Below are 22,032 nucleotides of genomic sequence, written 5' to 3'. Positions count from 1 at the left end.
GCGTTGCCATTCCCGTCCCCCGCCGCCCCACGCACCTCCTGGCGGCGGCTAGACGTTAACGGTGCCGTCCGACATCTGGCCGAAGCCGGGGTGGGCGGTGACGTGCAGCACCTGCGTGAGCGTGCCCAGGTGCTTGAGCATGCGGGCCACGAGGGGCAGCTTCGCCTCGTCCACGCCCGTCAGCACGTCGTCCAGGAGGAAGGGGCGCTTCACCCGGGCGCACGTCTTCTCCACCACCGTCAGGCGCAGCGCCAGGTAGTAGAGGTCGATGTCCTTCGGGGACAGCTCCCCCACCGGGATGCGCTTGTTCGGCGCGAGCAGGAAGGCGTTGCCCTCGCGGTCCCACTCCACGCCCTGGTAGCGCTTGTCCGTGAGCGCGGTGAGGTACTGCACGCAGCGGTCCTTCAAGAGCGCCTGCACCGACAGCATGTCCAGCGTGAGCACGTCCGCGGCCTGCGACAGCACCAGGGGGGACGGGTCCTCCAGCGGATCCACCGGCACCGGCGCCTGACCGGGGGCCGCGGCCACCTGCACCGGGGGCGCCTTCGCCAGCGCGATGGACTCCTTCAGCCGGGACAGCTCCCGCTCCACCTCGCGCAGATCGCGCACGTAGGTGCCCTTGGCGGACAGCTCCGCGTTGAGCTCCTCCTGCTGCGCGCGCAGCTCCTGCCCGTCGCGGAGGGCGCCCTGGTATTCGGCGGAGGACTCGTACTCCTCCAGCTGCGTCTGCAGCTCCCCCAGCCGGATGCCGAGCAGGTCCTTCTGCTCCAGCGCGGCGGGGATCTCCGTGTAGTCCTCCAGGTTCAGCGCCTTGACGGCCATGCGCACGGGCGCGTCCTCGAGCTCGAACTCGTCGAGGATCTTCTTCTGCCGCGCGTCCTTGCGGTTGTCCTTGGAGCCCTTGCGCGTGGCGTGCTGCAGGTCGTCCACGTAGCGCAGCGCCAGCCACGCGGCCGTGCCGAAGGCGGGGATGTTGATCAGCGCCAGGTAGCGCCACATGGGCTGCGCCGCGACGATGCCCAGGCCCACGCTCAGGCCCATGAAGAGCACGCCCGCGCCCAGGCCGCCCCAGAAGGCGCGGTTCTGCGTGAGGGGCGGCACCTTCAGCGACGCGTCCTCCTGCTCCGGATCCCGGTCCGTCTCCAGCCGCGCCAGCGCCTCGTCCCGCCGCGCCACCGCCTTCGGGTAGCGCTTCACGCGCGTGAGGATGTCCAGCGGCAGCCCCAGGGACTCCGGAGAGGGCGCCGCGCGCCACGCGGTCTCCGCGTCCGCGATGGCGGCCTTGAGCCCCTCACCGCCCTTGAGCTTCGAGTCCGCCTCGAAGATGAGCGACGCCAGCTCGTCCACCTTGAACTGGAGCTGATCCACCGCCCTCGCGGTGACGAGCTCCTTCTCCAGCGCCTTCACCTTCGCCTCGGCCGCCGGGATGTCCTCCGCCGGCAGCACCTGGGTGGCGGCCGCCAGCGACGGCGTGGCCCCGGAGGCCTTCGCGCCCGCGGCCGCCGCGGCCTTCGCCACGCTCTTGCGGGGCCGGCGCGACGGCAGCATCACCAACTGGAGGCAGTACACCTGTTCGAAGGTGGTGCGCGGAGGCAGGCCCGCCTGGCCGCGCAGGTACTGGTTGATCTCCGAGACGTCCGTGGACACCAGCTCCGGCTGGCTGGTGGCGGGATTGAGCCGGTGCAGCGATCCGGAACCGCCCAGCTCGCGCAACACCCGGTACGTCATTCCGTCCTGGCCCACGAACGTCAGCGCGGCCTTGCCCGAGCGCCCCGCCGAGCCCACCAGGCTCGCGTCTCCGCCCCGGCCGTCCGCGAACAGCAGCGACAGCACCACGTTGCCCAGGGGCAGCACGTCCGCCGTGGGCGGCTTGAGGATGAGGTACCCGGTCTTCAGCGGGAAGCGTCCGGCGGGAGAGAACCCGCGGACGTTCTGGATGGCGACCTCGACGAAGTGCATGGCGCGCGCAGTCTAGCCCGAACGAAAAAAGGAGCGTCCAGTGAAGGACGCTCCTTCTCTCACGCGGCCGCGAAGGCCGCGAGAGGGTTTCTGCGGACCTACTAGCCCTGAGCGGCGGCGGCCTTGGCGGCCTTGGCGGCGGCCCTCTCAGGATCCACCTGCACGTCCACGCGCGAGGCCTTGCCCTTCAGCTCGCGGAGGTAGAACAGGCGCTTGCGGTTCACGTCGCCGCGGGTGAGGACTTCGATCTTCTCGTAGCGCGGGCTGTGGATGGGGAAGATGCGCTCCACGCCGACGCCGAAGGACATCTTGCGCACCGTGAAGGTCGCGCGGTTCGTGCCCTTGGTCTTGCGGATGACCACGCCCTCGAAGGCCTGCACGCGCTCCTTCTCGCCTTCCTTGACCTTCCAGTGGACGCGAACGGAATCACCCGTGCGGAACGCGGTGATGTCCTTGCGCAGGAACTTGTTTTCGACGTGCTCGATGAGGCTGCGGCGCATGACGGACTCCAAAAGCGGAACTTGACGCGTAGGACGCGTGGAAAAGAGCGGGCCGTCCTAGCAGAGTCAGCCGGGACGAACAAGCCTGCAACGAAGTGTTCCGCGAGAACACGCAGGGTTACAACGCTTCTTCTTCCCTGGCGAGCAGTTTCTGATCCGCTTTGCCGAACGTCAGCCGCGCGAACAGGTCCGGCCGCCGCTCCTGCGTGAGCTTGATGGCCTTCCACCGGCGCCACCGGGCAATGCGGGCGTGATCGCCGGACTGGAGGACGGCCGGCACCTCGGCCCCGCGGAAGACAGGCGGCCGGGTGTAGTGCGGGTGCTCCAGCAGGCCTTCCTCGAAGCTCTCCGCCACCGAGGACGCCTCGTTGCCCAGGACGCCCGGCACCAGCCGCGCCACGGCGTCCACCACCGCCATGGCGGCCACTTCCCCGCCCGTGAGGACGAAGTCGCCCAGGGACAGCTCGCCATCCAGGAAGGGCATCACCCGCTCGTCCACGCCTTCGTACCGGCCGCAGACGAGGATCAGCCCGGCCTCATGCCGGACCAGCTCGCGAGCCGTCGCCTGCGTGAACGTGGGACCCCGGGGACTCATCAAGAGCGCCTTCGCCCCGGGCAGGCGCGCCCGGGCGGCCTCGATGGCGGCCACCAGGGGCTCGGGCTTCATCACCATGCCGGCGCCGCCGCCGTAGGGCGCGTCGTCGGTGACGCGGTGCTTGCCCTCGGCGTGCTCGCGCACGTCGGTGATCGTGACGGAGAGCAGCCCCTTCTCCTGGGCCTTCCCGAGGATGCTCGCGCCCAGGTAGCCGGACACCATCCCGGGGAACAGGGTGAGCAGCTCCACGCGGTAGCTCACCCGCCGTCTCCAGACTTCCCTGGCGAATCGTCCGCCTCCAGGTACTCCGGAGGCCGGATGACGATGCGCCCCGCGGGGACGTCCACCGCCGGCACGAACTCATCCGCGAAGGGCACCACCAGCTCCGGCCGGCCCTTCGCGCGGATCACCAGGTTGGGCACTTCACCGGTGGCCCAGACCTCCTCCACCGTGCCCAGGGGGGCGCCCTTTTCGTCCACGGCGGTCAGCCCCACGAGGTCGCCCTGGAAGAACTCGCCTTCTTCAGGCGGCTCCAGGTCCTCGCGGTAGACGAACACCTTCGCGCCCACCAGCGCCTCGGCGGCCGTGCGGGACTCGATGCCCTCGAAGCCCACGAGGTCTTCCTTGTTCGCCGGGCGGAAGGACTCCACGGCGTACTCGCGCTCCTCGCCGGAGCGCAGGCGCAGCCAGACGCGCTCGACGGTGCCGAGCGTCTCCGAGGCGGGGTCGAACGCACGGACCGCCACCTCGCCACGCAGCCCGTGCGCACGGGCCACGTAGCCCAGTTCCAGACAATCCTGCGCGCTCACCGCGCGGCGTCCGGAGCAGGCGCCGCCGGGGGAGAACCCGGAGCGCGCCGGTCATCGAGAATCTCCAGGCGGACCTTCTGGCCCTGCTTCTGGGCGGCGGCGTTGATCAGCGTCCGGAGGGCGTTCACGGTGCGCCCATCACGGCCGATGACCTTGCCAACGTCCTCGGGGGCGACCTTCAGCTCATAGAGCTGGCCGCCATCCGCCTCGGAGATGCGCAAAGTGACCTGGTCGGGTTGATCAACCAGGGCCTTCGCCAGATACGTGAGCAGCGGCTCCACGTCTTGTCCAGACGGGGGCGTGCTCAGGCGGTGGTCGCCGGGGCCTGCTTCTTCGCCGTCTTGATCAGGTCCGCGACCGTCTCGGAGGGCAGCGCGCCGCTCTTCAGCCAGTAGTTCAGCCGCTCCTCGTTGAACTGCACCTTCGCGGGGCTGTGGTTGGGGTCGTAGGAACCGACCTGCTCCAGGAACTTGCCGTCGCGCGGGCTGCGCGAGTCGGTGGCAACCACGTGGTAGTACGGCATCTTCTTGGCGCCCGCGCGGGCAAGACGGAGGACAACGGCCATGGAACGCTCCAGCGAAATCGTGTGACTTCTACGGTAACAGTGCGGAGGGCGCGCTCTTAGCGCCCTGCTGACTGGATTGTCAAGGAAGCTCGGGTGCTTATGTCACACCGGGGCTTCAGCGGCCGTCTCGTCGCGATTGGCGAGCTGGCCACAGGCCCCGGCGATGTCCCGGCCCCGGTTCTTCCGGATGTATGCCGCGACGTGGGCCTCGGCAAGGATGGCCCGGAACTCCTCGGCCCGCTGCTCGCCGGTCGTCTGGAACCCCAGGCCAGGGTTCTCGTTGTAGGGAATCAGGTTCACCTTCGCCGGGATGTCGCGCAAGAGCTCCTTCAGCCGGTGCGCGTCCTCGTCGGTGTCGTTGAACCCTTTGAGCAGCACGTACTCGAAGGTGATGCGGCGGCCCTGGCGCAGGGGGAACTTGCGGCAGGCATCCAGCAGCGCCTGGATGTTCCACTTGCGGTTGACCGGCATCGTCTTGCTGCGCTGCTCGTCCGTGCTGGCGTTGAGCGAGATGGCCAGCTTGACGTCCGTCTCCTGGCCGAAGCGCTCGATCATGGGCACCAGGCCCACGGTGGAGACGGTGATGTGCCGGTGGCTGAAGTTGGGCCCCTCCTCCGACTGGAGGATGGAGAGCGCCGTCTTGAGGTTCTCGAAGTTGTGGAGCGGCTCGCCCATGCCCATGAACACCAGGTTCGTGAGCGGACGCAGCGTCTCCAGGCCCTCGTTGGCGCGCACCTCGCGGTTGACCGCGTGGACCTGGGCGACAATCTCGCCGGGCGTGAGGTTGCGCTTCAGGCCCAGCGTGCCCGTCATGCAGAACGAGCAGGCCATGGCGCAGCCCACCTGCGTGGACACGCAGAGCGTCTTGCGGTCCTCCGCGGGCATGTAGACGGACTCGATGAAGCGCCCGTCGCGCGTCTTGAAGCGGTACTTGATGGTGCCGTCGACGCTGCGCTGCTCCAGGTCCTTCACCAGCGGGACGATCTCCGCCTTGACCTTGAGCTTCTCGCGCAGGGCCTTGGACAGGTCCGTCATCTCGTCGAACGAGGTGGCGCCGCGCTGGTGCAGCCAGCGGTAGAGCTGCGCCGCGCGGAACGGGCGCTCGCCCAGCTGCTCGCTCAGGAACAGCGCCAGCTTCTCGCGCGACAGGCTGGCCACGTCGACCAGCTTCGCGGGGGCCGGCACCGGCAGGGGCTCGGTGACTGGGAGGGCTGTGGCGGTAGGCTCGGACATCATTCAGTCGGGGCTAACGGAGGGCAACGGGGCGTGCTTCCCACAAGAAGGTACGGCAAGTCAAAGGAGTGCCCGCCCCCTTCCCTGCCTACTTCGAGTCGTGGTGCTCGGCGACGCCGCGCTTCCAGTAGCCCGTCACCCGCATCCAGTTCTTGTTCAGACCGCGCTCGGCCACCAGGTGTTCCCGGATGGGCTTGAGCGACGTGGCCTCGCCCGCCACGAACACGAACCCATCCCCGGAGGGCTGGGTCCAGGCGCGCAGGGCGTCCTCCAGGTGCTTCGTGGTGCCGGCCTCCGCGCCGCCCCGGTGCAGCCAGGTGACCTTCAAGTCCGCCCTGCTGGTGAGGGGCTGCTCCTCCGCCGCGTCCGCGACCTCGATGAACGCGAACGCGCGCTTGCCCGCCGGCAGCTCCTCCAGGCGCCGAGCGATGGCCGGCAGCGCGCTCTGGTCCCCGGCCAGGAGGTACCAGTCGAAGTCGTCCGCCACGTCGTGCGTGCTGCGCGGACCCCCGATGCCCATGAAGTCGCCGGGCTTCGCCTGCGCGGCCCACGACGCTGCGGGGCCTTCCCCATGCAGCACGAAGTCGATGTCCAGCTCGTTCGCCTTCGGGTCGAAGCGGCGCGGCGTGTAGTCGCGCGATGCGGGCTTCTCCAGCCCCTCCGGCATGGACAGGCCATTGGGCCCCACCACCGGCATGTCCGGCTTCTTCACGCCGGGCCTGGCGAAGAAGCACTTCACGTGATCATCCGCGCCAGGGGACGTGAAGCCCTCCAGCTCCGGGCCCCCCAGCGTGATGCGGACCATGTGCGGCGACAGCCGCGTCACGCGCAGGACCTCCAGCAACCGCAACTTCACCGGGAACGGCCCCCGCCGGGCCACGCGCTCTGAAGCGCCACTCATGCGTGCTTCCTTGTCGATAGTGATTTGCATTATCGCTAGCAAGGAGCGCCGGCGAGGGCAAGGCCGGCGAGCTTCGGAAAAGACGACGGCCCGGGTCCGCGCCGCGTGGGGCGTGGACACCGGGCCGCTGTCACCAGGCGGAGAAGCAGCTCAGCCGTGGATTTCGGTCTCGCGGAAGAAGTACGCGACCTCGTTCTTCGCGTTCTCCAGGCTGTCCGAGCCGTGGACCGTGTTCGCGTCGATGCTCTGCGCGAAGTCCGCGCGGATGGTGCCCTTGTCGGCCTTCTTCGGGTCCGTGGCGCCCATCAGGTCGCGGTTCTTCTGGACGGCGTTCTCACCCTCCAGGGCCATCAGGACCACCGGGCCGGAGATCATGAAGGACACCAGGTCCTTGAAGAACGGCCGGGCCTTGTGGACGGCGTAGAAGCCCTCGGCCTCCGCCTGGGACAGCTGCTGCCGGCGGATGGCGACGGGCTTCAGGCCCGCCTTCTCGAACCGGGCGATGATCTCGCCGACGTGGTTGTTCTTCACTCCGTCGGGCTTGATGATGGACAGCGTGCGCTCGATGGCCATGGTGTTTGGCTCCTCGTGTGTGGGTCGTGTGAAAGGTTCGGATCAGCGCTTCGGGGGGCCGCGCTTGACGGCCGCCTGCAGCGTGGTGCCCAGCTCGGCGGGGCTCGCGGCCATCAGGATGCCCGCGCCCTCCATCGCCTTGATCTTCTCCGACGCCGTGCCCTTGCCGCCGGAGATGATGGCGCCCGCGTGGCCCATGCGCTTGCCCGGAGGCGCGGACTGACCGGCGATGAAGCCGGCGATGGGCTTGGTGAACTCGCGCTTGACGTACTCGGCGCCCTCTTCCTCCGCGCTGCCACCGATCTCACCGATCATGATGACGGCGTCCGTCTCCGGGTCGGCCTGGAAGAGCTTCAGCACGTCCACGAAGTTGGTGCCGTTGACCGGGTCACCGCCGATGCCCACCGCGGTGGACTGGCCCAGGCCCAGCTGCGTCAGCTGGTGCACGGCCTCGTAGGTCAGCGTGCCGGAGCGGGACACCACGCCGATGCGGCCCGGCTTGTGGATGTGGCCCGGCATGATGCCGATCTTGCACTTGGCGCCGGGGGTGATGACGCCCGGGCAGTTCGGGCCAATCAGGCGCACGCCCGGCTTGCCCTGCAGGTAGCGCTTGGCGCGCACCATGTCGTTGACCGGGATGCCCTCGGTGATGGTGATGATGAGGGAGATGCCGGCGTCCGCGGCCTCCATGATGGAGTCCGCGGCGAAGGGCGGCGGCACGAAGATGACGGACGTGTTCGCGCCCGCCTGCTTCACCGCGTCGGCCACCGTGTTGAACACGGGGACCTTGCCCTCGAAGGAGGTGCCGCCCTTGCCCGGCGTGACACCGCCCACAATCTTCGTCCCGTACTCCAGCATCTGCTTGGCGTGGAACGAGCCCGCCGAACCGGTGATGCCCTGGACGAGGACCTTCGTGTTCTCGTTGACGAGGATGCTCATGGCGATCTTTCAGGTAAGAGGGGGCGAAGGCCCTACTTGATGGCCGCCACGGCCTTCTCGGCCGCCTGGCGCAGGTTGTCCGCGGGGGTGATGGCGAGGCCCGAGTTGCGGAGCAGCTCCTTGCCCTGCTCCACGTTGGTGCCTTCCAGGCGCACGACGAGCGGGATCTTCAGCTGCACTTCCTTCGCCGCCGCGATGATGCCTTCCGCGATCACGTCACACTTCATGATGCCGCCGAAGATGTTGACGAGCACCGCCTTGACCTGCGGATCCGCGAGGATGAGCTTGAACGCCGCCGTCACCTTCTCCTTGCTCGCGCCGCCGCCCACGTCCAGGAAGTTGGCCGGAGCGCCGCCCACCAGCTTGATGGTGTCCATGGTGGCCATGGCCAGGCCCGCGCCGTTCACCATGCAGCCGATGTTGCCGTCCAGCGCGATGTAGGCCAGGTCGTGCTCCTTGGCCTGCGTCTCGCGGGGCTCCTCTTCCGCCAGGTCGCGGTACTCCAAGAGCTCCTTGTGGCGGTAGAGCGCGTTCTCGTCGAAGGTCACCTTCGCGTCGAGCGCCACCACGCCGCCGCTCTTGCGGATGACCAGCGGGTTGATCTCCACCAGGGCCGCGTCCGTCTCCACGTACATCTTGTAGAGCGCGTTGCAGAACTGGACGAACTTGGTCACCGTGGGGCCCGTCAGGCCCAGCCCGAAGGCCAGCTCGCGGCCCTGGAAGTCCGCGAAGCCCACCGCGGGGTCCACGACGGCGCGGAGGATCTTCTCCGGGTGCTTCTCCGCCACTTCCTCAATCTCCACGCCGCCCTCGGTGGACGCCATGAAGGTGATGCGGCTGGTGGCGCGGTCGAGCGTCACGCCCAGGTACAGCTCCTGGCCGATGTCGAGCCCTTCCTCGATGTAGACCTTGTTGACCTTCTGCCCTTCCGGGCCGGTCTGGATGGTCTTGAGCATCATGCCCAGCATGTTCTGGGTGAGCTCCTTGGCCTCCGCCGGGCTCTTGGCCAGCTTCACGCCGCCGCCCTTGCCGCGGCCGCCCGCGTGGATCTGCGCCTTCACGACGACGACCGGCGTGGCGAGTTCCTTCGCCGCGGCCTCCGCCTCGTTGGGAGAGAGCGCGAGGATGCCGCGCGGCGTGGGCACGCCATACTTCCGGAAGAGTTCCTTGCCCTGGTACTCGTGGATCTTCATCGAAGCTCCGGGTGGGACGAGGGGAGACGAGGACCACCCCTACACGGGGCGTCAACGCGGGCCCTCATTGCGCAGAAAACGACGGATGGCAAGGCCGTTTGGCCTCCAGCGTCGCGACGGGACACAGGCTTCCGCCTCCAGGAATAACACCCGATGTCCGGGCGGATGAGGCGGGCTTCACCCTAACGGACGCGGCCCCGCCCGGCGCCCCGCTCGAAGGGGGCGCTGGCACGGGGCCGCGAGGAAGCCAGGACGGCGTCAGGCGGGGCGGACTAGCCCGGACCGGCGGAGGCCTTCTGCTCCTCTTCCTTGAAGAAGATGTCCTTGATGATCAGCTTGGACACCTCGCGGTTCATCACCGCGATGGAGGTCGTCAGGGGGATCTCCTTCGGGCAGACCTTCACGCAGTTCTGCGCCTTGCCGCAGTCCTGGATGCCGCCGGGGCCCATGAGGGCGCGCGTGCGCTCCTCCGCGTTCAGCTTGCCCGTGGGGTGCATGTTGAACAGGCGGGCCTGGCTGATGGGCGCGGCGCCGATGAAGTCGTTGTCCAGCGTCACCTGGGGGCACGCCTCCAGGCAGCTGCCGCAGGTGATGCACGTGGACAGCACGTACATCACGGACTGATCCTTCTGCGACTGGCGCGGGCCGGGGCCCAGGTTGTACGTGCCGTCGACGGGGACCCAGCCCTTCACGCGCTTGAGCGACTCGAACATGCGGTCGCGGTCCACGGTGAGGTCGCGCACCACCGGGAACTTCTTCATCGGCTCCAGGGTGATGGGCTGCTGGAGCTTGTCCACCAGGGCGGAGCACGCCATGCGCACCCGGCCGTTGATGTTCATGGCGCAGCTGCCACACACCTCCTCGAGGCACGCGGCGTCCCACACCACGGGGGCCACCTTCTTGCCCTCCACGGTGACGGGGTTGCGCTGGATCTCCATCAGACAGGAGATGACGTTGGCGCCCTTCGTATAGGGGACCTTGAACTCGTCGAAGTGTCCGGGCTTGTTCGGATCATCCTGCCGCCAGATGCGGAAGGTGACGGTCTTCGAGCTGACGGCGCTGGCCTGTGCGGTGTCCATGGTGCGGCTGCCCTTCCCTTCACTGCCAAATCAGGTGGCGGAAACCCGCGCGAGCCGGAAAGACGCGCGCGGGCCCGGAAAGAAAACGAACGCCTTACGCGTACCAGCGGGGTTCGGGCTCCAGCACCGGCGTGGGCAGGTCCTGGTAGGAGATCTGCGGGCCCTGGGCGGCGTACGTGGCGATGGTCGTCTTCGCCCACTTCTCGTGCCGCGCGCGCCACTGCTCCATCCACGATGCATCCTCGCGCGGATCCTTCGTCTTGGGCTCCGGCAGGGAGAAGTCCGGCTTGTAGTGGGCGCCGCGGCTCTCGTCGCGCAGCAGCGCGCTGGTGGCGATGACTTCGCCCAGCTCCAGCATGTTCCACAGCTGGTTGGTGTACGACAACGCGCGGTTGGCGACGACGCCCGTGTCCAGCACGTTGACGCGGCTCCAGCGGTCCTTCAGGCCGCGGATGGTCTCCACCGTCTTCTTCAGGCGGTCGTTGTAGCGGACGACGGTGCAGTTCTCCGTCATCACCTCGCCCAGCTCCTTGGCGAGCTGGTACGGGTTCTCCGCGCCGTTCATCGCCTTGATGGTGGCGAAGCGGTCCTGCCAGTACTTCTTCGCGTCCGCGAAGTACTTCTCCGGCATCGCCGCGGCGCTGGTCGTCTGGCTCTTGGCGAAGGACACCATCGCCGGGCCGCCGATCATGCCGGAGTAGATGCAGGACAACAGCGAGTTGGCGCCCAGGCGGTTCGCGCCGTGGAAGGCGTAGTCCGCCTCGCCGGCCGCGTAGAGGCCCGGGATGCGGGTGCTCTGGTTCACCGGGCTGCCGTCCAGCGGCGTCTGGGTGCGCGAGTCGGCCTCGAAGGAGACGTGCAGGCCGCCCATCGAGTAGTGCATGCCCGGGAAGATGACCATGGGCGTGTGGCGCGGATCATCTCCGACGAACTTCTCGTAGATCTCCATCACGCCCTTGATCTTCGCGTCGAGCGTCTTGGCCGGGATGTGCGTCACGTCCAGGTACACGCCGTCGCGCCCGCCCAGGCCCATGCCCAGGTCGCGGCAGACCATGAAGATCTCGCGCGTCGCCACGTCGCGCGGCACCAGGTTCTTGTACTTGGGGTACTTCTCTTCCAGGAAGTACCAGCGCTCGCTCTCCGGGATCTCCCGGGGGTTGCGCGTGTCGCCCTTCTTCTTGGGCACCCAGACGCGGCCGCCCTCGCCGCGCACGGACTCGCTCATCAGGCGCAGCTTGTCCTCGCCCGGGATGGAGGTGGGGTGCACCTGGATGAACTCGCCGTTGGCGTACAGCGCGCCTTCCATGTACGCGCGGCCCGCGGCGGTGCCGGTGTTGATGATGGAGTTGGTGGAGCGCCCGAAGACGATGCCCGGGCCACCCGTGGCCAGGCACACCGCCTCCGCCGGGAAGGTGCGGATCTCCATGGTGCGCAGGTCCATGGCCACGCTGCCGATGCAGCGGCCGGACTCGTCCTTCACCGTGCCCAGCCACTCCCAGTACTCGTACTTGGTGACCTTGCCTTCCGCTTCGTAGCGGCGGACCTGCTCGTCCAGCGCGTAGAGCAGCTGCTGGCCGGTGGTGGCGCCCGCGAACGCGGTGCGGTTGTGCAGGGTGCCGCCGAAGCGGCGGAAGTCCAGCAGGCCTTCCGGCGTGCGGTTGAACGTCACGCCCATGCGGTCCAGCAGGTAGATGATGCCGGGCGCCGCGTAGCACATGCCCTTCACGGACACCTGCTCCGCCAGGAAGTCGCCGCCGCGCAGCGTGTCCTTGACGTGGATGTCCGGGTGGTCGCCCTCACCCTTCGTGTTCACCGCGCCGTTGATGCCGCCCTGGGCGCAGACGGAGTGCGAGCGTTTGACGGGGACGAGCGAGAGCACGTCCACCTGATGGCCCGCCTCCGCCAGCTTGATCGTCGTCATCAGCCCGGCCAGACCGCCGCCCACCACCGTGAATCGCGCTGCTGCCGCCATCATCGTCTCCTTGAGCACCGGCTGCCGGGGGGGTGCCTTCACGGGGGGCCGCTGAAGTCCTGCTTCGCGACGCTGCCCCGCACCCGTGCCAGGTGCGAGTCCAACAACACGCTAGTTAACTTGGAAAAATACCGCCGCAAGGACGGTGCGCCGGGGGATAAGCCCGGATCATTCACGGCATCAGGCGGGCCCGCCAGCAGCATTCCGGCGGGCCCGACCTGTCACCGGGACTACAGCTTCACCAGCTCCACGGTGCCCTTCACGGACGTGAAGGACTTGTTCAGCTCGGCCTTCTCCGCGTCGTTCAGCTCGACCTCGATGATCTTCTCCACGCCGCCCGCGCCAATCTGCGCCGGGACGCCGAAGAAGAAGTCCTTGATGCCGTACTGGCCCTTGAGCAGGGCGGCGGACGGCAGCACGCGCTTGCGGTCGAAGAGGAAGCTCTCCGCCATGGCGATGGAGGAGGAGGCCGGGGCGAAGTAGGCGCTGCCCGTCTTGTACAGGCCCACCAGCTCCGCGCCGCCCTTGCGGGTGCGGTCGATGATGGCGTCCAGCTTGTCCTTCGCGATGAGCTGGGTCAGGGGCACGCCGCCCACGGTGCTGTGGCGCACGAGCGGGACCATGTCGTCACCGTGGCCGCCGAGCACCAGCGCCTCCACGTCACGGATGGAGCAGCCCAGGGCCTCGGCCACGAAGCACTTGAAGCGGCTGGTGTCCAGCACGCCCGCCATGCCCACGACCATGTTGTCCTTCAGGCCGGCGATCTTGTGGAGCGCGAACACCATCGCGTCCAGCGGGTTGGCCACGTTGATGACGAAGGCGTCCGGGGCGTGGTTCTTGATGTTGCCCGCCACGTCCTTCATGATCTTCAGGTTGACGTCCAGCAGGTCCTCGCGGGACATGCCGGGCTTCCGGGGCACGCCGGCCGTGATGATGATCACGTCCGAGCCCGCGACGTCCTTCCAGTCCGTGGAGCCGGTGACGCGGCAGTCGTAGCCATCCACCGCGGACAGCTGGTTGATGTCCAGCGCCTTGCCCTTGACCAGACCCTCGGCCGCCGGGATGTCGTAGAGCACCACGTCGCCCAGGTTCTTCTGGACCGCCAGCAGCGCCAGGTTGCCGCCGATCTGACCGCCACCGATGAGGCCGATCTTCTTCTTCTTGTGAGCCATGGTTTCGCCCTCCTGCTTTGGGGTGGGGACTACATGTGCTTGATGATGGCCTGACCGAACTCCGAGCACTTCACCTCGGACACGGTCTCCTTCGTCTCCAGCTTCATCAGGCGCGCGAAGTCGTACGTCACGGTGCGCGCCGCGATGGCCTTGTCCATGCCCTTGATGATCAGGTCCGCGGCCTCGTGCCAGCCCAGGTGGCGGAGCATCATCTCGCCGGAGAGGATGACGGAGCCCGGGTTCACCTTGTCCAGGTCCGCGTACTTCGGCGCGGTGCCGTGGGTGGCCTCGAAGACGGCGTGGCCGGAGACGTAGTTGATGTTGCCGCCCGGCGCGATGCCGATGCCGCCCACCTGCGCCGCGAGCGCGTCCGACAGGTAGTCGCCGTTGAGGTTCAGCGTGGCGATGACGTCGAACTCGTCCGGACGGGTCAGCACCTGCTGCAGGGTGATGTCCGCGATGGAGTCCTTGATGATGATCTTCCCGGCGGACACCGCGGCCTTCTGCTCGGCGTTGGCGGCTTCCTCGCCCTTGGCGGCCTTGGTGGCCTCCCACTGGTCCCAGGTGTAGACCTTGTCACCGAACTCGCGCGCGGCGAGGTCGTAGCCCCACTTGCGGAACGCGCCTTCGGTGAACTTCATGATGTTGCCCTTGTGGACCAGGGTGACGCTCTTGCGCTTCAGGTCCACCGCGTACTGGATGGCCGCGCGCACCAGGCGCTCCGTGCCTTCCTGGGACACGGGCTTGATGCCGATGCCCACGTTCGCGGGGAAGCGGATCTTGCCCGCCTCCTTGGGGAACTCCTGCTTCAGCCAGCCCAGGAACTTCTCCGCCTGCGCGGTGCCGGCCTCGAACTCGATGCCCGCGTAGATGTCCTCCGTGTTCTCACGGAAGATGACCATGTCCACCTTGTCCGGCTGCTTCACCGGCGAGGGCACGCCCTTGAAGTAGCGCACGGGGCGCAGGCAGACGTACAGGTCCAGCATCTGGCGCAGCGCCACGTTCAGGGAGCGGATGCCGCCGCCCACCGGCGTCGTCAGCGGGCCCTTGATGCCCACCAGGTACTCGCGGAACGCGGCGACCGTCTCGTCCGGCAGCCAGTTGTTCACCTGCTTGAAGGACTTCTCACCGGCCAGCACCTCGTACCAGGAGATCTTCTTCTTGCCGCCGTAGGCCTTCTCCACCGCCGCGTCGAACACGGCCTGCGAGGCCTTCCAGATGTCGCGGCCGGTGCCGTCGCCCTCGATGTAGGGGATGATCGGGTTGTTCGGAACGGTCAGCTTGCCGTTCTGCAGGGTGATCTTCTCGCCAGAGGGAGGCGCCATGAACGCAGACTCCTGATTGAGACCGGGGTGTTTAGAGGCGGCGGATAGTCGAGAACCCGCCCCCGATCGTCAAGGAGTTTGGCCGCACGTCCCCCAGGGTTCGACGCACCCGGGGTGCGCCGCGCTTATCGCAGCCAATGGTCCGGAAGCAGGATCGTTTTCCGGATTTGAACGCTGGCTAGAAGCTCGCGAGCCCGGGCGCGGGAAGGACGACGCTCACCGCCATCCCCTCCTCCAGGCGCTCCAGCGCAAGCTCTCCGCCCATGGCGTCCACCAGCTCCCGGGCGCGGGCCAGCCGCCGCTGGGTGCCGCCCACCCGCAGGGGCGACAGCACCACCGACTGCGTCTCCCGCTCCGACAGGCTCACGCCGGGCATCACCACCTGGAGGCGCGGCCCCACGTCCCCGAAGTCGTCCGGAGGATCCACCACCACGCGCACGGCGGGCGCCGCCGGGGGGGCCACGTCCGCCGCGTGGACCACGAGCAGCAGGAGCACCTGTTCCAGGCGGCGCCGGCTGACCCGGGCGATCACCGGATCCTCCGGGAGCTCCAGCGCCACCTGCATGCCGTGCAGCCGCCGCGTCGCGCCGAGCAGCCCCAGCGCGTCCCGCACGCACACCGCCACGTCCACCTGGAACACGTCCGGAAGGTCCACGGACTCAAGCCCCTGGCCACCGGATGAGGCTCCCGGCGATCCCATCACATCCAGCGCTGCGCTCATTCGCGGCTCCCTTCCCCCAGGCCCAGAAGCAACGACCATAACGGCGCCCCCTGACAGGGTCCATTGCCCGGCCGCCCCGAACCGCCACCGCTTATTCAGGTGAAGGAGGGTTACAGCGCCGCGCCACTTTGCTGATAAGGATGCGCACGCTGGGTCCTGGTTACTCCTCGGAAAACCCGTAGAACCCTGGTCGATTGCGACCCAGGGTGAGTCAGGACGTGGGATGGAAAAACAGCCCCGGCATATAAATTCGATTTGACTGTTACGGCCGAGATCTTCAATATGTCTTCCCAGAATCCAGAGCCGCCAGCGTCTCCAGTGAGTCAGGGAGGAAGTGTTGTGCTCGCAACATCGCCGACCATCAACGGAAGCGCTGGCCGCAGAAGGGGAGTCCTGACGATGGATGGAGGGTTCCCGGCGTCCTCGAAGTTCCGGCATGCGATCGAATTCGGCAGTGGCGATGCGCTGCACAACGTGATTCCCCTTCCCCCCGCTGAAGCCGCCCTGGATGACTCGGGCTATTCGCTGCACGGCAGTGGTCCCACGGCCATCACCTGCGCGGTGGGCCAGCCGGACGCGGTGCTGGGTGAAGTGACGCGGCTGTCCCCGACGGTGGTGTGGGTGGCCCCGCGGCAGCCGCTGGCGGACACGACCGAGTCGCGCACCTTCCCCGTGTACCTGGCGTGCAACGGCGCCACCATCGGGCCGCTCAACGGCGCCTTCATCCGGACGGACATGGACGTCCCGAGCGCGCCGGTGGGGCTGCAGCTGGTGGGCGTGACGCAGGAGCAGGGCCGTCAGATTCTGGGCTTCCTGTCGGACGCGCTGCGCCAGGGCGTGGCGGTGCCGGCGGCCTCCGCGCTGCCCGTGCAGGACATCATCACGGACGGGGAGCGGATCCGCTCCATCTTCACCGCCATCTGCGCGTCCGGGAACAAGGGCGTGCTGCGCCGCCAGGGCCGCGTGGTGCGCATGGTGCTGGAGCGCTTCCACGCGTCTTCCGGCCAGCTGGAATGGCGCACGGAGGAGTCCACCCCGGACTTCGGTGAGCCGGCGTACGACATCGACGTCATCGGCTACAACTCCGCCTACCGCCTGCGCGCGGAGACGGGCCGGACCGAGGGCGACCGCCTCTTCACGTCCCTGCCCGCGGAGCTGTTCCGCATCCGTCACCGCTGGCACCGCCGCGTCCCCGCCCCCGAGGGCGTGCACGCCCGGTTCCACCACCCGCTCTGGCGCGAGCAGGGGCTGATGCGCCGCGAGGTGCTGGACATCTCCTTCTCCGGCCTGTGCATGCGCTGCCAGCCGCAGGACCTGCTCTTCCCCGGCCTGCTGCCGCCCCTCATCGAGCTGGAGCTGGGCGACGGTCAGCGCGTGAGCGTGCGCGGGGAGATCCGCTACGTCAGCGGCCTGCGCGCGGACGGCACCGTGCTGTGCGGCCTGAGCGTGCTGCCCTACTCTTCCGATGAGGCGCGCTGGGTGCGCTTCGTGTCGCAGACGCTGTCCCCGGCCACGCGCACCAGCGAGGGCCTGGTGGATCAGCTGTGGGACCTCTTCAACCGCTCCGGCTTCTTCAGCCTGGGTGGCAGCACCCCGGCGGAGTTCGAGGAGCTGAAGCAGAACTTCGCGTCGCTCGCGAAGCGCGCCGCGGAAGTGCCCCAGCTGTTCTGCAACGCCGTCTGGCCGTCCGAGCGCGGCATTGAAGCGACGCTGTCCTTCACCAAGCCGTACCGCCACGCGTGGCTGGGCCACCAGGTGGCGAAGCGGCCCGGCAAGCCGCCGGAGGGGCTGAAGGAGGCGGGCGCCATCATGCGCGACCTGTACCTGCGCACCTTCGAGCACCCGCAGAGCGACCCGGACTTCCACTGGGTGGTGGCCTACGTGGAGGCCCTCAACCCGTGGATCAACAAGGCGCACGTGAAGTACGCGCAGCGCCAGATGGAGTCCGGTTCGTCCCTGGCCTTCACGCGGAAGATCCAGAAGATGAAGGCCTTCAGCAACGAGCTGACCGGCCGCGTGCACCCGTACACGGTGGGCCCCGCCACCGCGAGCGAGCTGAGCCTGCTGGCGGCGACCATCCGGCAGCAGTTCCCCGAGTGCTACGTGCAGTCGTTGGACCTCACCCGCGACCGGCTGGACATGGGTCCGGTGACGGCGAAGTGGAAGAGCTTCGGCATGGAGCGCGAGCGCACCGTGCTGGTGGCCCGCCGCGACGGCGTCCCCCACGCCGCCGCCGTGGTGGAGCTGGGCCAGCTGGGCGCGAACCTCTTCCGCCTGCTGGACAACACGCGCCTGTTCTCCCTGCTGGGGGATGGAACGCGCGCGTACTCGGCGCTCCTGGACGCGGCCCGCCGCTGGTACGCCGCGCGCAACCGCCCCTCATTCCTCTACCTGCGCGAGGACGAGGGCGGCGACTACATCCAGGAGTGCGGCCTGCACGACGGGCCGGATCCCTACCTGTGGATCATCTCCTCCAAGCTCGTCCCGGATTTTCTGGAGCACATCAGCGAACTCACCATCGGGCGTCGTGGTGCCCACTCCCGCTAGAGGTTTCCCCCCCATGAGCAAGCCCCTCGTCGAAGAGCAGTACCTCCCCCACGTCTCCGACGTCCGTCACCTGCTGGCGAACGGTCCCCACGTGACGACGCTGCTGGACCCCAACGTGGACCCCGCCCTGCTGGAGGCCTTCCTCATCCAGCTGTGTGCCCTGGGCGTGTACATGACGGAGCCCGTGGACGGGTGGATCCGCCGCGCCGGTGAGGCGTGTGTGAAGGCGGGGATGGTGGACGTGGGCGAGAAGCTCATCACCCACGCCAAGCACGAGGCCGGTCACCACCTGATGATGGTGGAGGACACGAAGAACCTGGTGGCCGGCTGGAACGCGCGCCGCTTCCCCAAGCTGGACGCGGAGGCCCTGATGGCGCAGGCCCCCACCCGGGCCATGCAGGAGTACCGGGAGATCCACGAGGAGACCATCGCGGGCCCCATGCCGGGCGGCCAGGTCGCCATCGAGTACGAGATTGAAAACCTGTCCGTGGTGTTCGCGCCGCGCCTGATTGAGCAGTGCAAGCGCGTGCTGGGTCCGGACGTGATGAACTCGCTGTCGTTCATCAAGGAGCACGTGGAGCTGGACGTGGGCCACACCGCGCTCAACGAGGTCATGCTCAACAAGCTGCTGGGCCAGAAGCCCGAGCACGCGGCGACCATCGCGAAGACGGGCGCCCGTGCCCTGGACATCTACCTGCGCTTCTACGGCGACTGCATGGCGAAGGCGAAGCAGCTGCTCCAGTCCGCCGCCGCCTGAGGACGCCTCACGCCCCCAGCTGCGCCGCCCGCCGGGAGTTGCGGTTGCCCCAGCGGGTGAGCGGCCGGATGGACTGCTTCAGCGACGCATGGACCTGCGCGACGCCCGCGCGGTTCGTGGCCGCGTAGACGTAGCGGTCCGGGCGCAGGACGACCAGGTCCGAGCCGTGCTGGGCGAACCACTCGCCCAGCTTGCCTTCCAGATCCACCACCTCGCCGGAGCGGCCCGCGCCCGAGCGCGCCGCCGGCGCCACGGACAGCCACACGCCGCCGACGTCCTCCGCCAGCGCCTTGGCGGCCTGCTGGACGTCCGCGGGCGCACCCGGCCGCGTGAGCACCGCGAAGCGGTGGCCGATGACGTCATCCAGCGGGCGCTCCCCTTCCTCGCCGTGCTCCACGCGCGGCTGCGGGAAGTAGGCGCCTTCCGCCGCCTGCTTGGACTTGCCGCGCTTGCCGCCGAAGAGGAACCCTTCCGCGTGGAAGAGGCTCGGCTTCATCTTGTACTCGCGGATGAAGGGGCCGGTGACGGGCATGTAGTACAGCAGCTTGATGAAGGCGTTGCGCGCGCGGGCCATGAACGGGCCGCCCGACGCCAGCATCGAGCCCAGCGAGTCCGACAGGCGCATCATCTCCGCGGCGTGCGGCCGGCGCTCCACCTCGTAGGTGTCCAGGAGCGACGCGTCCGCGGCGCCGCCCAGCACGTGCGCCAGCTTCCAGGTGAGGTTCGCCGCGTCGCGCAGGCCGGAGCACAGGCCCTGCCCCAGGAACGGCGGCATCAGGTGCGCCGCGTCGCCGAGCAGGAACACGCGGCCCACGCGCCACTTCTCCGCCATGCGGCTGTGGTACGCGTAGAGGTTGACGCTCTTCACCTTCACGGTGTCCGGGTCGATGAAGGGCGCGATGATGCTGCGCACGTACTCGGGCGTCTTCACGTACTCCAGGTCCTGCCCCGGCTTCACCAGCGTGTCGAAGCGGATCTCGTCGTGCGCGGTGCGCGTCACGATGCCCACGCGCTCCGGGCCGCAGGGGTAGTAGGTGAAGTCCGGCGCGGACGACTGCGTCTCCACGGAGACGGCCAGCGCGTGCTCCAGCGCCGTGGTGCCCTCCAGCTTCAGGCCCAGCCGGCGGCGGATGCCGCTCTTGGCGCCGTCGCACGCGAGCAGGTAGCGCGCGCGCACCGTCAAGGTGCGGCCATTGACGTTGTCCTTCACGCGCACGGACACGCCTTCGTCGTCCTGCATGAAGGATTCGACTTCGTGGCCGCGCCACATGCTGACGTGCGCGAAGCGCTCCAGGCCGCGGTGCAGCGACGCCTCCAGGCGCGGCTGGTTGAAGAGCGAGCCGATGGGGTGGCCGTTGGGGCGCTCCACCTTGGTGAAGTCCACCTCGGCGAGCATCCGCATCTCGTCATCCACGTAGGTCATCTTCAGGCACGGGTGGAAGCCCGGCCCCAGCTCACCCGTCAGGCCCGCGGCCTGGAAGATGCGCTGCGCTTCGTCATCCGCGTTGATGGCGCGGGACTGGGTATGGGGGGTGGTCTCCTTCTCGATGACCACGGTGCGCAGGCCGTACTGGCCAAGCAGGTTGGCTGCCATGGCACCCACCGGGCCGCTTCCGACAACGATCACATCAACAGATTCCGGAGCCATTACTCCCTCCCGTTGTGTGCCAGCTGAACCGTTTGAACCGAGCGACCAGACGACCGAAGCCCCCCTCGGTCGTAAGTAATAATACCTATAAACTTCAGCAACCCCACCCTGGATACGCTGTTTCAAGGCGATCCTGGTTGCCCGCCCCCTGAGTCAGAAACACCCGGTCCGCGCGCTTCCGACTGCCTGATAATCAAACGCACCCCTCCAGAAACCTTGCAGTGCTGAGCAGTCCCCTCGGTCCGCTGTCTGCCTTTCGCGCCGTGATTTCCTGCAAGGCTTTAAAGTTTTTGCGGCGGCGGCAGGAATACAGGGTTTATTTGGATTCCCTGGGCTGCGGATGTGTGCGGATGCCCCTGGAAGGCGCCCCTTGTACGTCGCTCGGGACTGCGGGACAGTGCGGGCGTTGTCTCCCCCCTGAGCCCCTTGGAGCGCCCAGCGATTATGCCCAGACTGCAACTTTTTGAATTGGAGGATCAGCCCTGGTTCCCGAAGGTGTTGCGTCGCGGGGTGACGGACTTCCTGGCGTACGTGTGGAGCCTGTCGGACGACCGCTATTCGGAGTTCGTGAAGCGGCTCAAGGGCGCGATGGCGGCCATGGGCGAGACGCAGCTGTTGGACATGGCGTCGGGCAGCGCGGGGCCGGTGCCGAAGCTGCTGGAGATGCTGGAGTCGCAGGAGGGCTACCAGGCCACGGCGCTCTTGACGGACCTGTACCCGGAGATCTCCGCGTTCGAGAAGGCCAAGGCGGCGAACCCGGGCCGCATCGACTACGTGACGACGCCGGTGGACGCGACCGCGGTGCCGGCCACGTACAAGGGCTTCCGGATCATGTGCAATTCGTTCCACCACCTGCCGCCGGAGATGGCGCGCAAGGTGCTGGCGGACGCCGTGGCCCAGCGGCGGGGCATCGCCATCATGGAGCTGGTGGAGCGGCGCGGGCCGGCCATCGCGATGACGGCGGCGGCGCTGATCAACGTGCCGCTGACGACGCCGTTCATCCGCCCGGTGCGCGTGGACCGGCTCGCCCTCACCTACCTCATGCCGCTCATCCCCATCGCGGCGGCGTTCGACGGCGTGGTGTCCTGTCTGCGCACGTACTCCGTGGAGGAGATGCGCGAGCTCACCCACGGTCTGAGCGACGACTACATCTGGGAAATCGACCGGCTCACCAACCCGGGGAACCCCTTCGGCCTGATGATGCTCATTGGCCGACCCGCCACCCCCTCGAAGGCCTGAGTGGCCTGTCAGCAGGAGGTCAGTGACGCCCCCGGCCGACGCGGGGCGTCGTGATTTCCGGGTTTGAAGTGGGTTCAATGGCCGCTCCTTCAACGAGGAGCAGGCCCATGGAATGGCTCGAATTCAAGCGCTGGTCTCCCGAAGTCCAGCATGCGCTGGCACTGCAGGCGGCCCGGTTGGGCCAGACAGCGATGCACGCCGAGCCGCCGCGGCCGTCCGCGACGATGGTCGCCGCGCACCGCCTGTGCACGCTGCTGCGCCAGTATCCGCGCACCAACCCCTGGGGCTGTCTCTTATACCCATCT

Annotated in this window: 21 protein-coding genes; 4 read left to right on the top strand and 17 right to left on the bottom strand. The window is 68.2% G+C overall.

The genetic code is table 11. From position 1 onward, the window contains the following. Positions 1 to 48: 48 nt before the first annotated feature. The 16 genes from D7X55_RS14375 to D7X55_RS14300 form a co-directional block, all read right to left on the bottom strand. Entirely contained in the window at positions 49 to 1,959 is a 1,911-nt protein-coding gene (locus D7X55_RS14375) for an ATP-binding protein (protein ID WP_120546380.1), read from the bottom strand. A 101-nt stretch (positions 1,960 to 2,060) separates the two neighbouring features. Continuing rightward, positions 2,061 to 2,459 carry a 50S ribosomal protein L19 gene (gene rplS, locus D7X55_RS14370; RefSeq protein WP_120546381.1) on the bottom strand — a complete coding sequence of 133 codons (399 nt, stop codon included), beginning with the start codon at positions 2,457 to 2,459 and terminating at the stop codon, positions 2,061 to 2,063. 118 nt (positions 2,460 to 2,577) lie between these two features. Beyond that, positions 2,578 to 3,315 (bottom strand): tRNA (guanosine(37)-N1)-methyltransferase TrmD, encoded by a 738-nt coding sequence (gene trmD / locus D7X55_RS14365; protein WP_120546382.1) that lies wholly within the window; start codon positions 3,313 to 3,315, stop codon positions 2,578 to 2,580. Beyond that, a complete protein-coding gene (rimM, locus tag D7X55_RS14360; RefSeq protein ID WP_120546383.1) occupies positions 3,312 to 3,863 on the bottom strand; it encodes a ribosome maturation factor RimM in 552 nt (183 codons plus the stop codon). Before rimM ends, trmD begins: the two co-directional genes overlap by 4 nt. After that, complete coding sequence (locus tag D7X55_RS14355) at positions 3,860 to 4,144, bottom strand: KH domain-containing protein (RefSeq protein ID WP_120546384.1); 285 nt, start codon at positions 4,142 to 4,144, stop codon at positions 3,860 to 3,862. Before D7X55_RS14355 ends, rimM begins: the two co-directional genes overlap by 4 nt. 23 nt (positions 4,145 to 4,167) lie before the next feature. Beyond that, a complete protein-coding gene (rpsP, locus tag D7X55_RS14350; RefSeq protein WP_014397299.1) occupies positions 4,168 to 4,428 on the bottom strand; it encodes a 30S ribosomal protein S16 in 261 nt (86 codons plus the stop codon). A gap of 102 nt (positions 4,429 to 4,530) precedes the next feature. Then, on the bottom strand, positions 4,531 to 5,661 hold the full coding sequence (rlmN, locus tag D7X55_RS14345) for a 23S rRNA (adenine(2503)-C(2))-methyltransferase RlmN (RefSeq protein ID WP_120546385.1): 1,131 nt from the start codon (positions 5,659 to 5,661) through the stop codon (positions 4,531 to 4,533). An 88-nt stretch (positions 5,662 to 5,749) separates the two neighbouring features. Beyond that, complete coding sequence (locus tag D7X55_RS14340) at positions 5,750 to 6,562, bottom strand: siderophore-interacting protein (RefSeq protein ID WP_121723344.1); 813 nt, start codon at positions 6,560 to 6,562, stop codon at positions 5,750 to 5,752. A 150-nt stretch (positions 6,563 to 6,712) separates the two neighbouring features. Beyond that, positions 6,713 to 7,135, bottom strand: coding sequence for a nucleoside-diphosphate kinase (gene ndk / locus D7X55_RS14335; RefSeq protein ID WP_120546387.1), 423 nt, complete (start codon positions 7,133 to 7,135; stop codon positions 6,713 to 6,715). 42 nt (positions 7,136 to 7,177) lie between these two features. Continuing rightward, a complete protein-coding gene (gene sucD, locus D7X55_RS14330) occupies positions 7,178 to 8,074 on the bottom strand; it encodes a succinate--CoA ligase subunit alpha (protein WP_120546388.1) in 897 nt (298 codons plus the stop codon). A gap of 32 nt (positions 8,075 to 8,106) precedes the next feature. Next, a complete protein-coding gene (sucC, locus tag D7X55_RS14325; RefSeq protein WP_120546389.1) occupies positions 8,107 to 9,267 on the bottom strand; it encodes an ADP-forming succinate--CoA ligase subunit beta in 1,161 nt (386 codons plus the stop codon). 272 nt (positions 9,268 to 9,539) lie between these two features. Then, complete coding sequence (sdhB, locus tag D7X55_RS14320; protein WP_120546390.1) at positions 9,540 to 10,346, bottom strand: succinate dehydrogenase iron-sulfur subunit; 807 nt, start codon at positions 10,344 to 10,346, stop codon at positions 9,540 to 9,542. Between the two features lie 94 nt (positions 10,347 to 10,440). Beyond that, positions 10,441 to 12,318 carry a succinate dehydrogenase flavoprotein subunit gene (sdhA, locus tag D7X55_RS14315; protein WP_120546471.1) on the bottom strand — a complete coding sequence of 626 codons (1,878 nt, stop codon included), beginning with the start codon at positions 12,316 to 12,318 and terminating at the stop codon, positions 10,441 to 10,443. Positions 12,319 to 12,548: 230 nt separating this feature from the next. Continuing rightward, positions 12,549 to 13,490: a malate dehydrogenase gene (gene mdh / locus D7X55_RS14310; RefSeq protein ID WP_120546391.1), complete on the bottom strand. Its 942-nt coding sequence runs from the start codon at positions 13,488 to 13,490 to the stop codon at positions 12,549 to 12,551. A gap of 29 nt (positions 13,491 to 13,519) precedes the next feature. Further along, positions 13,520 to 14,815 (bottom strand): NADP-dependent isocitrate dehydrogenase, encoded by a 1,296-nt coding sequence (gene icd / locus D7X55_RS14305; RefSeq protein WP_121723343.1) that lies wholly within the window; start codon positions 14,813 to 14,815, stop codon positions 13,520 to 13,522. Positions 14,816 to 14,993: 178 nt separating this feature from the next. Next, positions 14,994 to 15,536, bottom strand: a complete 543-nt coding sequence (locus D7X55_RS14300) for a sensor histidine kinase (RefSeq protein WP_120546393.1) — start codon at positions 15,534 to 15,536, stop codon at positions 14,994 to 14,996. A gap of 399 nt (positions 15,537 to 15,935) precedes the next feature. On the opposite strand from D7X55_RS14300, the gene D7X55_RS14295 reads away from it, so the two are divergent. Further along, the gene (locus D7X55_RS14295) at positions 15,936 to 18,083 is read left to right on the top strand and encodes a hypothetical protein (protein WP_199746966.1); all 2,148 of its coding nucleotides are present in this window, start codon (positions 15,936 to 15,938) and stop codon (positions 18,081 to 18,083) included. A 13-nt stretch (positions 18,084 to 18,096) separates the two neighbouring features. Next, positions 18,097 to 18,840: a hypothetical protein gene (locus tag D7X55_RS14290; protein WP_120546395.1), complete on the top strand. Its 744-nt coding sequence runs from the start codon at positions 18,097 to 18,099 to the stop codon at positions 18,838 to 18,840. A gap of 7 nt (positions 18,841 to 18,847) precedes the next feature. Here D7X55_RS14290 and D7X55_RS14285 read toward each other — a convergent pair whose 3' ends face one another. Next, positions 18,848 to 20,488: a bifunctional 3-(3-hydroxy-phenyl)propionate/3-hydroxycinnamic acid hydroxylase gene (locus tag D7X55_RS14285; protein WP_121723342.1), complete on the bottom strand. Its 1,641-nt coding sequence runs from the start codon at positions 20,486 to 20,488 to the stop codon at positions 18,848 to 18,850. A gap of 444 nt (positions 20,489 to 20,932) precedes the next feature. Here D7X55_RS14285 and D7X55_RS14280 point away from each other — a divergent pair, with 444 nt between their 5' ends. After that, positions 20,933 to 21,727 (top strand): class I SAM-dependent methyltransferase, encoded by a 795-nt coding sequence (locus D7X55_RS14280; RefSeq protein ID WP_147442614.1) that lies wholly within the window; start codon positions 20,933 to 20,935, stop codon positions 21,725 to 21,727. 107 nt (positions 21,728 to 21,834) lie between these two features. Then, positions 21,835 to 22,032, top strand: a 198-nt coding sequence (locus D7X55_RS14275) for a hypothetical protein (protein ID WP_121723345.1), incomplete at its 3' end; no start/stop codon positions are given.

This window comes from Corallococcus sp. AB049A (genome assembly GCF_003668885.1).
Lineage (GTDB): Bacteria > Myxococcota > Myxococcia > Myxococcales > Myxococcaceae > Corallococcus > Corallococcus interemptor.
The sequence above is the reverse complement of the archived record's forward strand: the minus strand, read 5'-3'. Positions and strand labels throughout refer to the sequence as shown.

Excerpts from the sequence above, each read along its gene's own strand:
- rplS (WP_120546381.1), bottom strand. The coding sequence starts at position 2,459 with ATGCGCCGCAGCCTCATCGAGCACGTCGAAAACAAGTTCCTGCGCAAG.
- sdhA (WP_120546471.1), bottom strand. The coding sequence starts at position 12,318 with ATGGCGGCAGCAGCGCGATTCACGGTGGTGGGCGGCGGTCTGGCCGGG.
- sucC (WP_120546389.1), bottom strand. The coding sequence starts at position 9,267 with ATGAAGATCCACGAGTACCAGGGCAAGGAACTCTTCCGGAAGTATGGC.
- rpsP (WP_014397299.1), bottom strand. The coding sequence starts at position 4,428 with ATGGCCGTTGTCCTCCGTCTTGCCCGCGCGGGCGCCAAGAAGATGCCG.
- D7X55_RS14300 (WP_120546393.1), bottom strand. The coding sequence starts at position 15,536 with ATGAGCGCAGCGCTGGATGTGATGGGATCGCCGGGAGCCTCATCCGGT.
- D7X55_RS14375 (WP_120546380.1), bottom strand. The coding sequence starts at position 1,959 with ATGCACTTCGTCGAGGTCGCCATCCAGAACGTCCGCGGGTTCTCTCCC.
- rlmN (WP_120546385.1), bottom strand. The coding sequence starts at position 5,661 with ATGTCCGAGCCTACCGCCACAGCCCTCCCAGTCACCGAGCCCCTGCCG.
- D7X55_RS14280 (WP_147442614.1), top strand. The coding sequence starts at position 20,933 with ATGCCCAGACTGCAACTTTTTGAATTGGAGGATCAGCCCTGGTTCCCG.
- sucD (WP_120546388.1), bottom strand. The coding sequence starts at position 8,074 with ATGAGCATCCTCGTCAACGAGAACACGAAGGTCCTCGTCCAGGGCATC.
- D7X55_RS14340 (WP_121723344.1), bottom strand. The coding sequence starts at position 6,562 with ATGAGTGGCGCTTCAGAGCGCGTGGCCCGGCGGGGGCCGTTCCCGGTG.
- mdh (WP_120546391.1), bottom strand. The coding sequence starts at position 13,490 with ATGGCTCACAAGAAGAAGAAGATCGGCCTCATCGGTGGCGGTCAGATC.
- sdhB (WP_120546390.1), bottom strand. The coding sequence starts at position 10,346 with ATGGACACCGCACAGGCCAGCGCCGTCAGCTCGAAGACCGTCACCTTC.
- ndk (WP_120546387.1), bottom strand. The coding sequence starts at position 7,135 with ATGGCCATCGAGCGCACGCTGTCCATCATCAAGCCCGACGGAGTGAAG.
- icd (WP_121723343.1), bottom strand. The coding sequence starts at position 14,815 with ATGGCGCCTCCCTCTGGCGAGAAGATCACCCTGCAGAACGGCAAGCTG.
- D7X55_RS14285 (WP_121723342.1), bottom strand. The coding sequence starts at position 20,488 with ATGGCTCCGGAATCTGTTGATGTGATCGTTGTCGGAAGCGGCCCGGTG.
- D7X55_RS14290 (WP_120546395.1), top strand. The coding sequence starts at position 18,097 with ATGAGCAAGCCCCTCGTCGAAGAGCAGTACCTCCCCCACGTCTCCGAC.
- D7X55_RS14295 (WP_199746966.1), top strand. The coding sequence starts at position 15,936 with ATGGATGGAGGGTTCCCGGCGTCCTCGAAGTTCCGGCATGCGATCGAA.